The organism is Candidatus Roseilinea sp. NK_OTU-006, assembly GCF_012931985.1.
In the GTDB taxonomy this organism is placed as follows: domain Bacteria; phylum Chloroflexota; class Anaerolineae; order J036; family Brachytrichaceae; genus JAAFGM01.
Map to the genome: position 1 here is coordinate 1 of NZ_JAAFGM010000116.1, position 2,508 is coordinate 2,508.

General features: G+C 64.7%; 2 protein-coding genes and 2 pseudogenes. All 4 read left to right on the plus strand.

Annotated elements, in window-relative coordinates:
- Positions 1–232: pseudogene (locus GXH28_RS15980) on the plus strand (phosphoribosyltransferase); the annotation flags it as partial.
- 49 nt (positions 233–281) lie between these two features.
- Positions 282–770, plus strand: a complete 489-nt coding sequence (locus tag GXH28_RS15985; protein WP_169239994.1) for an adenosine-specific kinase — start codon at positions 282–284, stop codon at positions 768–770.
- 33 nt (positions 771–803) lie between these two features.
- Entirely contained in the window at positions 804–2,000 is a 1,197-nt protein-coding gene (locus GXH28_RS15990) for a mandelate racemase/muconate lactonizing enzyme family protein (protein WP_169239995.1), read from the plus strand.
- Positions 2,001–2,110: 110 nt separating this feature from the next.
- Positions 2,111–2,508, plus strand: a pseudogene (locus tag GXH28_RS15995) (hypothetical protein); the annotation flags it as partial.

The window sequence follows — 2,508 nt, forward strand, 5'->3', positions numbered from 1 at the left end:
CGTCAAAGCGCCGACGCTGTTGATCGTCGGCTCGCGCGACGAGATAGTGCTCAATTTGAACCGGCAGGCGCTGGCGCGGCTGCGTTGTCCCAAGCGGCTTGAGATCGTGCCCGGCGCAACCCACCTCTTCGAGGAGCCCGGTGCGCTCGAGCGAGTCGCGCATCTTGCCCAGGAGTGGTTCAATAGCTGGGCTGCGCCGGTGCGCGTCGAACGTGCCGAGCGTGCGTCGTGAACTTGCGTCGCGTTCACCGTATGGCGCGAACGCGACTACGGAGGGCATCATGCAACTGACCACGGTCAAAATAAACAAACCCGATAATGTGAATTTCATCCTCGGCCAGTCCCACTTCATCAAGACGGTCGAGGACATCCACGAAGCGATGGTGACCGCCGTGCCCGGCATCCGGTTCGGGCTGGCGTTTTGCGAAGCATCGGGCGCGCGGCTGATCCGCTGCAGCGGCACGGACGAGGCGATGATCGCTTTAGCGACGCGCAATGCGCAGGCCATCGCCGCCGGCCACACGTTCATCGTCTTCCTCGCGGAGGGCTTCTATCCGATCAACGTCCTGAACGCGATCAAGGCAGTGCCGGAGGTGTGCCGCATCTACTGCGCCACGGCCAACTCGACCGAGGTGATCGTGGCGGAGAGCGAGCAGGGCCGGGGCGTGTTGGGCGTGATTGACGGTTACAGCCCCAAAGGCGTCGAGGCTGCCGAGGACATCGCCTGGCGCAAAGATCTGCTGCGCCGGATTGGCTATAAACTAGGCTAGCATTTCATCACTCCCCACTCTCAACTCACCACGATGAAAATCACTTCCCTTCGCACCCTCTGCCTCAGCCGCATGCACGAGCCGGAGCGGCAATGGTTCACCTCGACCTTTCGCGTCGTCAAGGCCGATTGCGCCATCGTCGTCATCGAGACGGATGCCGGCGTGACGGGCATCGCCGAGGCCTGCGCCTACGGTGGCCCACTCCAGATCCAACGCTGGGTCGAGCGCTATGCACCGCTGCTCGTCGGTCGCGACCCGCGCGACCCGAGCATCGTGCCATCGCCGCACTTTCGGTCGAGCAGCCACGATTGCGCCGTGGCCGGCATTGACTGCGCTTTGTGGGACATCCGCGGCAAAGTCGCTGGCAAGCCAGTCAGCCAGTTACTCGTGGAAAGCGGCGCCAGCCTACGTGCCGAATCACCGATCAATCCGGTCCCGCTCTACGCTTCTTCGGGCTGCCGCTACGACTGGGGCGACGATCCGCATCAGCTCATCGAAGAGGCATTAAGCTACATCGCCCAGGGCTATAAGGCGATGAAGCTGCGCCTCGGTACCGAGTGGACATGGCATGGTGTGACGGTGGATCGTTTCCTGGGGTTGATGCGCGAGCTGGCACAGGCCGTGCGCGCGACCGGTGTGCCTTTCGCTCTTGCCCTGGACGGCAACCAACGCCTGACCGAGGCGCAAGCGTTGCCCATCGCCCGCGAGCTGGAGCGGCTGGGCTTCGCTTGGTTCGAGGAGCCGATCCCGCAGGCGGACATAGACGGCTACGCGCGCCTGGCCGCCGCCGTTGACATCCCGATTACCGGTGGCGAGCAATTCACCACCGTCGCCCAGTTCATGCCCTACTTCGAGAAGAAAGCCTACGACATCGTACAGCCCGACATGGGCTGGTGCGGCTTGAGCGAGGGCATGCGCATCGCCCGCATGGCCGAACGCTACGGCGTGAAGGTCATCCCGCACAACTGGCACAACGGGCTGATGACCCTGGCCAACGCACACTTCGTCGCCGCCCTGCCGCATCCGCTGTGGTGCGAGCTGTGCGTGATCCAGGGGCCGCTGCAGTGGGCGATTTTGAAACGGCCACCACGCATCGAAGCCGGCGCGCTGCATCTGCCGGACGCGCCCGGTCTGGGCGTTGAGTTGGCCGACGACTTGGAAGCGACCTTCCCCTATCTGACCGGCGACTGGGCGCTGCCGGTGCATTACGAGGACTTTCTCGTGAGATGACGGGTCAGTACCAAGCGGGGAATCGCTTGCAGGCGATTCCCCGCGCTTCATTGGAAGATGGGCAATCGTCGAGCAAGCGGCGCGCGCGTGCGTGTTAGACTGCCCATCACATGCCGCTTGGATTGCATGCCTGGCAGCGCGGCTTCGCTCTTGTCACCGTCTTCCTTGTCTCGCTTGTTTGCACGGCCTGTGCCGTTGATTCGCCGGCCCAACCGCCAGCGCGCGCAGCCGCCGCGCCGGTGCAGCCGACGATCTACGCGACGCGAACGCCTCTAGCAACTGCAACGCCGACGCCGGCCCCTTCGCCCACGCCGGAGCCGACGCCCGACGTCGCTGCGCTCACCGAAAGCGCCCACTACGCCGCTTTCATCGGTGATTACGTCCGCGCCGTAGAGTTGGGCCGGCAGGTCGTCGCGGCGCTCGGGGACGAGACAAGCGCGACAGCGCTGCGCATGCGCCTGAACATCGGGCGCTGGCAGATGGACGCCGGCGAGGTCAACGCTGCGGT